Annotated in this window: 7 protein-coding genes; 2 read left to right on the forward strand and 5 right to left on the reverse strand. The window is 62.0% G+C overall.

Annotation, left to right across the window (positions count from 1 at the left end; translation table 11 throughout):
* Positions 1–191: 191 nt before the first annotated feature.
* Positions 192–656, reverse strand: coding sequence for a MarR family winged helix-turn-helix transcriptional regulator (locus AYR66_RS16260; protein WP_088708371.1), 465 nt, complete (start codon positions 654–656; stop codon positions 192–194).
* A gap of 127 nt (positions 657–783) precedes the next feature.
* Between AYR66_RS16260 and dacB the strand changes: the two genes are divergently transcribed.
* Positions 784–2,124 carry a D-alanyl-D-alanine carboxypeptidase/D-alanyl-D-alanine endopeptidase gene (gene dacB, locus AYR66_RS16265; protein WP_337367149.1) on the forward strand — a complete coding sequence of 447 codons (1,341 nt, stop codon included), beginning with the start codon at positions 784–786 and terminating at the stop codon, positions 2,122–2,124.
* On the opposite strand, the gene AYR66_RS16270 is transcribed toward dacB, so the two are convergent.
* From AYR66_RS16270 to AYR66_RS16285, 4 genes are all read right to left on the reverse strand, one after another.
* A complete protein-coding gene (locus AYR66_RS16270) occupies positions 2,121–2,621 on the reverse strand; it encodes a TPM domain-containing protein (protein ID WP_088708373.1) in 501 nt (166 codons plus the stop codon). The genes dacB and AYR66_RS16270 overlap by 4 nt on opposite strands.
* Complete coding sequence (locus tag AYR66_RS16275) at positions 2,621–3,424, reverse strand: TPM domain-containing protein (protein WP_088708374.1); 804 nt, start codon at positions 3,422–3,424, stop codon at positions 2,621–2,623. The genes AYR66_RS16270 and AYR66_RS16275 overlap by 1 nt, the downstream gene beginning before the upstream one ends.
* 9 nt (positions 3,425–3,433) lie before the next feature.
* A complete protein-coding gene (locus tag AYR66_RS16280) occupies positions 3,434–4,027 on the reverse strand; it encodes a LemA family protein (protein ID WP_088708375.1) in 594 nt (197 codons plus the stop codon).
* 61 nt (positions 4,028–4,088) lie between these two features.
* Positions 4,089–4,964 (reverse strand): DMT family transporter, encoded by an 876-nt coding sequence (locus AYR66_RS16285; RefSeq protein WP_088708376.1) that lies wholly within the window; start codon positions 4,962–4,964, stop codon positions 4,089–4,091.
* Positions 4,965–5,028: 64 nt separating this feature from the next.
* On the opposite strand from AYR66_RS16285, the gene pyrF reads away from it, so the two are divergent.
* On the forward strand, positions 5,029–5,847 hold the full coding sequence (gene pyrF, locus AYR66_RS16290) for an orotidine-5'-phosphate decarboxylase (RefSeq protein ID WP_088708377.1): 819 nt from the start codon (positions 5,029–5,031) through the stop codon (positions 5,845–5,847).
* Positions 5,848–5,944 lie beyond the last annotated feature (97 nt).

The following is a 5,944-nucleotide window of genomic DNA, read 5'->3' on the forward strand; positions in this document are numbered from 1 at the left end:
TTGTCGCTCGAAACGGCGCGACCGTCACGGCCGCCGGTTGCGGTGGATTGCGCTTTGTACAGGATCTGCATGAGGTTCTCCTTTGATTGAAATGGATTGACGGGTGATGACGGGAATAAATATAGCACTCAATTAAATTGCGCACAATTTAAATATTAAATCGGAGGCATTGCATAAGAATTGTCATTTTCCTATCCGGCGTTGTCCTGGGCCTTGTTGAGGTCGTCCCGGATCGCCGACAGCTTGGCGCGCAAGTCCACCAGCACGTCCGCCGACTGGCCGCTCGCGCACAGGATATCGTGCGGGATGCATTGTGCCTTCTTCCTGAGCGCACGCCCTTCCTTCGTCAGGGTGATCCGCACCTGGCGCTCGTCGGCCGTGTCGCGTGTGCGTTCGATCAGCGCTGCTGCCTCGAGCCGTTTCAGCAGGGGGGTGAGCGTGCCGGAATCGAGGAACAGCTTTTCGCCGATGGATTTCACCAGCACGTCGTCCTGCTCCCACAGCACCAGCATTACCAGGTATTGCGGATAAGTAAGACCGAGCTTGTCCAGGAAAGGCTTGTAGGTCTTGGTCATCGCCAGCGAGGCGGAGTACAGCGCAAAGCAGAACTGGTTGTCCAGCGCAAGCGGATTGATAGGAGCGGCGGATGTCGGCATGGTAGGCGTTCTGCGTGGGATAATCGCATTCGATTGCGCGTGATCTAATTATCCTATGCGAATTCGCCACAGACTCCAAGCCGCTTGTTTCCTGTTTGCCTTCAGCACTGCTGCGCTCGCGCAGGAATTGCCGCCAACTGTCGCGGATGCACTGCAACGCGCCCAGATTCCTTCATCCGCCGTCGGCGTGCACGTGCAGGAACTCGGTACCGGCCTGGCAGTACTGTCGCTGAACGACACGTTGTCCTTCAGCCCCGCATCGACCATGAAGCTGGTGACCACCAACGCTGCGCTGGAAATCCTCGGTCCGTCCTTCAGCTGGAAGACGCAGGCGTATATCGACGGCACGCTGAATGGCGATGTGCTGCAGGGCGACCTCATCATCAAGGGTGGCGGCGACCCGAAACTGGTGCTGGAAAACTTCTGGCTGTTCCTGCGCAAGATCCGTTCGCGTGGGATACGCGAGATCCGCGGCAACCTGCTGCTCGACCGCACCATCTTCGAAGACCTGGCGCATGATGCGGCGCGCTTCGACGGCGACCCGCTGAAGCCGTACAACGTCGGACCGGATGCGCTGCTGCTCAACTACAAGTCGCTAAGCTTCCGTTTCGCCCCTGATCCGGCCAAAGGGAACGTCCAGGCGACCGTCGATCCGCCGCTTGCCGCCTATCCAGTGCAGGCGCCGCAGCTGTCGAATGGCGAGTGTGGCGACTGGCGGGCGAAGCTGAACCTCGCCATCGACAGTAACGGTGCGCGCTTCAATGGCGTGTATCCCGCGTCGTGCGGCGAACGCATCCTGAATGTCCATCCCTACCTGATGACGCATACCAAGTATTTCGACCTGGCGTTCCGCCGCATGTGGGCCGACCTGGGCGGCACACTGAAGGGCGAGACACGCGGCGGTGTCCTGCCACCGTCCGCGCGCCTGGTGGCGGAGTGGGATTCCGTGTCGCTGGCCGAGGTGATCCGGGACATCAACAAGTACAGCAACAATGTCATGGCGCGCCAGTTGCTGCTGACGCTGGCGGCGCAAGCAACGAAGATGCCGGCCAATACCGAAAGCGGTGCAACGGTGATCTCTGCCTGGCTGGTGGCCAAGGGCATCGCGGCGCCGGAACTGAGCGTGGAAAACGGTTCCGGCCTGTCGCGCGCAGAGCGCATCGCGCCGGTCACGCTGGCGAAAATCCTGGCGGCGTCGTTCCGGTCACCCACCATGCCGGAATTCATGGCTTCGCTGCCGCTGGTCGGTTACGACGGCACGATGCGCAAGCGGCTCGTCGAGCAATCCGTGGCGGGCAAGGCGCATATCAAGACGGGCTTGCTGAACGACGTGCGGGCGATTGCCGGCTATGTCCTTTCCGCGTCGGGGAAGCGTTACGTCGTGGTCTGCATCATCAACCATCCGAATGCGCAACGCGGCAGCGAAGCGCAGGATGCGCTTCTGCAGTGGGTGTACGAGCGGGGTTAGAGAAGCACCGGACGATCGGCAAGCTGGTTGCGCGTGGAGCCATCATCCGGATAGTGTTCCTGCAGCAGCGCATTCAACTGTGCCAGCGCCGCCATCACGCTGTCGTGATAATCGCGGCGAGCGAATCCCTGCGTCATCGTGCGGCACACGGCCTGCCAGTCCTGCGCGGCAACGGTGCGGCCGATGCCGCGGTCAGCGACGATTTCAACCTGGTGGTCCGCCAGATTGATGTAGACCAGTACGCCGCAATTTTCCTCGGTGTCCCAGACGCCATAGTGCGCAAACAGTTCCCGCGCACGTTCCCGAGGCGTTTGGCCGCCCAGCACGGCAAATATGCTCAGTGCCGGCTCGACAATCAGGCGCACTTCGGCGCGATGCCGCTTTTCGCCATCGGCAATGGCTTCCTCGATGGCCTTGAGCGTCGTCTCGGGAAACATCCGCCGTCCGAAACCCGTGGTCGTGGTGAGGTGCCTGAAAATGCGAGACAAGGTAGTCATTACCAGTTCCCCGAGGCGCCGCCACCATCCGCACTGCCGCCGCCGCCCGAAAATCCGCCACCGCCCCCGAATCCGCCGCCGCCTCCGCCAAAACCGCCGAAACCGCCATCACCATGACGGCCGCCCAGGATCACGCCGGGGATGGCACTTCCCCAGCCATGGCGATGGCGCGCATAACGCCGCGACTGTGCGCGCGAGAGCATCATGAACAGGATCATGAACACGAAGAACAGGATGAGTGAAATGTCGATCCCGCCATCCTCTTCCTGCGCGGCGGGCGCCTTGCCTTCCGGTGCGGGGAATTTTTCCTGGTCCAGCAGGCTGGTGATGGCCGACACGCCGGCCACCAGTCCGCCATAGAAATCATTCTGGCGGAAATGCGGCGCAATGACGTCCTGCAGGATGCGCTTGGACTGCGCATCGGTCAGCGAACCCTGCACGCCGCGTCCGGCCTCGATGCGCAAGCGTCGCAGCGAAGGCGGATTGTTCTTCGCCACCAGCAGCAGCACGCCGTCGTCCGCGCCCTTGCGCCCGAGCTTCCAGGCATCGAAGACGCGGATGCTGTATTGCTCGATGGATTCCGGCTCCGTCTTGCCGACGGTAAGGATCGCAACCTGGCTGCCGGTGCGCGTCTCGTAATCCTTCAGCACGTTTTCCAGTGCATCGCGCTGGTTCTCGGTCAGCATGCCTGCCTTGTCCGTCACCCGTTTCTGCAATGGCGGAACAGGCACGAAGTCCTGCCCATGGGCCGCCGCGATCAGCAGCATCAGCGCAAAGGCGAGCAGGGAACGGACGAGCGGCATGATGCTGGCTTACTTGCCGAAGTTGACGGCGGGTGCGTTCGAAATGGCCTTTTCGTTATCGACCGTGAACGAAGGCTTGACCTCGTAGTGGAACATCATCGCCGTGAGGTTGGTCGGGAAGCTGCGCGCCAGCACGTTGTACTCGCGCACTGCCTGGATGTAGCGCTGGCGGGCAACGGTGATGCGGTTTTCCGTACCTTCCAGCTGCGATTGCAGGTCACGGAAGCTGGTGTCGGCCTTCAGTTGCGGATAATTCTCGGACACCGCCATCAGGCGCGACAGCGCGCTCGACAGCTCGCCCTGCACCTGCTGGAACTTGCGGAAGGCTTCGGGATTGTTCAGCACTTCCGGCGTGATCTGGAAGCTGGTCGCCGCGGCGCGCGCCCGTGTCACCGATTCCAGCGTTTCCTTCTCGTGGGCGGCATAGCCTTTCACGGTATTGACCAGGTTCGGGATCAGGTCGGCACGGCGCTGGTACTGGTTGACGACTTCGCCCCACGCGGCTTTCACATGCTCATCCTTGTCCTGGAAATCGTTGTAGCCGCAGGCGCTGAGCAGCGAGGCAAGGAAAGCGACCGCAAGCCATTTCGTCCATGTCTTCATGAGATGTCCTTTTGTTGTTTGTCCCGATGGAAAGCCCGAGTTGCCAATTATGTATGGCCTCTTACCGCGGTTTCAACAGCACCGTGCTCATTGCCGCCAGGATCAGGCCCATCGCGGCGTAATCCTGCCAGTGCGGCGTTTCGCCCAGCATCCAGGCACCGGAAAACACGCCCAGCACCGGGATCATCATCACCGACAGGCTGGAGGCGATAGGCGGCAGGGTGCGCGCCAGCTGGAACCAGACCACGTGGGCAAAGCCGAAGATGATGACCGCGTTGTACACGATGGCCGCCGTCGTGCCTGCCGAAGGGATGTGCCAGGCGGCATGTTCCAACACGAAGGAAGCCACGGCCATGACGGCGGTCGTCAGTGCCAGCATCCAGAAGGTCAGGGAGATCGTTGGCATGTCGATGGTGGCGCGTTTCATCGCGACGGTGCCATAGCCCCATCCGGCAGCCGCAATAAGCGTGAACACCATGCCGAGCGGATTGCCGGCGAGTGCCGCGAATTCACTCGACAGCAAGAGTACCGCACCGGAAAACGCACAGCCGATCCCGATCCACGCCGCACGCGCCGGACGCTCGCCAAAGAACGCGAGGCCGCATAGCACTGCCCATACCGGCATGGTGTAGCCGAGGATGGCCGCCCGGCCCGAGGACAGCATTTTGACGCCGAGAATCATGAACACGTGCCAGATCAGCATATTGGGCACGGCCAGTCGCATGACCTGGGGCAGTTTTCCGCGCGGGATGGCAAGCGATGCGCCCTGCACCCGGGCGGCGATCCATAGTACGGGCAGGCCGCCGATCATGCTGACGGTACGGAAGGTGAGGGGAGGGAAATCCTGCACGCCGAACTTCATGATCGGCCAGTTGAAGCCCCAGCAGAGGGTCAGCAATGCGAGGAGTATCCAGTCCTTGCGGGAAAGGGATGTCATCCCGGAACGATAGCATGGCGCGTTACAATGTGTTTTTTACGTACTGATTCCGCGCAGGCCTACCGTGACCTTCATCGAAAAACTCTCCGCCGCATGGACGGCCAACAATTCCCTGCTGTGCGTCGGCCTCGATCCCGACGTGACGAAGTTCCCCGCCCAGTTCAAGCAGCAGCCGGACGCCATCTATGCATTCTGCAAGGCCATCATCGACGCCACGGCGGAAACCGCCTGCGCGTTCAAGCCGCAGATCGCCTACTTCGCCGCACTGCGCGCGGAAGACCAGCTGGAAGCCCTCTGCGCCTACATGCGCAGCACCTATCCGCAGATTCCGATCGTGCTCGATGCGAAGCGCGGCGACATCGGTGCCACCGCCGAGCAGTACGCGCGAGAAGCCTATGAGCGCTACGGCGCGGATGCGGTGACGGTCAATCCTTACATGGGTTTCGATTCGGTAGCGCCCTACCTGGAATGGAAGGACCGCGGCGTGATCATCCTGTGCCGCACGTCGAATCCGGGCGGCTCCGACCTGCAGTTCCTGAAGGCTGACGGCAAGCCGGTCTACCAGCACGTGGCGCAGCTGGTCGCGGAAAAATGGAACACCAATGGCCAGTGCGGCCTCGTGGTCGGCGCCACCTTCCCGAATGAGCTGGCGCAGGTGCGCAAGATCGTCGGCGACATGCCGCTGCTGGTGCCGGGTGTCGGTGCCCAGGGTGGGGACGTGGAAGCCACGGTGAAGGCGGGCCGGACCGCATCCGGCGCCGGCATGATGATCAATTCTTCCCGCGCCATCCTCTACGCGAAGGAACTGGCGGGCGAAGATTTCGCAAAGGCTTCCCGCCGCGTCGCAATCGAAACGCGCGACGCCATCAACGCCTTCAGGTAAAGAAGGCCAGCATTTCTTCCAGCAGCAGCCCGGGCACCTGCTCGGGAATGAAGTGGCCGGCGGGCACCGCCTTGCCGGTCACCGGCTGATCGCATTT

Source organism: Noviherbaspirillum denitrificans, assembly GCF_002211445.1.
Classification (GTDB): domain Bacteria; phylum Pseudomonadota; class Gammaproteobacteria; order Burkholderiales; family Burkholderiaceae_D; genus Noviherbaspirillum; species Noviherbaspirillum denitrificans.

What these genes read in the sequence shown, in the direction of transcription:
- AYR66_RS16260 (WP_088708371.1), bottom strand. Translation starts at nt 656, where the DNA reads ATGCCGACATCCGCCGCTCCTATCAATCCGCTTGCGCTGGACAACCAG.
- AYR66_RS16270 (WP_088708373.1), bottom strand. Translation starts at nt 2,621, where the DNA reads ATGACTACCTTGTCTCGCATTTTCAGGCACCTCACCACGACCACGGGT.
- AYR66_RS16275 (WP_088708374.1), bottom strand. Translation starts at nt 3,424, where the DNA reads ATGCCGCTCGTCCGTTCCCTGCTCGCCTTTGCGCTGATGCTGCTGATC.
- AYR66_RS16280 (WP_088708375.1), bottom strand. Translation starts at nt 4,027, where the DNA reads ATGAAGACATGGACGAAATGGCTTGCGGTCGCTTTCCTTGCCTCGCTG.
- AYR66_RS16285 (WP_088708376.1), bottom strand. Translation starts at nt 4,964, where the DNA reads ATGACATCCCTTTCCCGCAAGGACTGGATACTCCTCGCATTGCTGACC.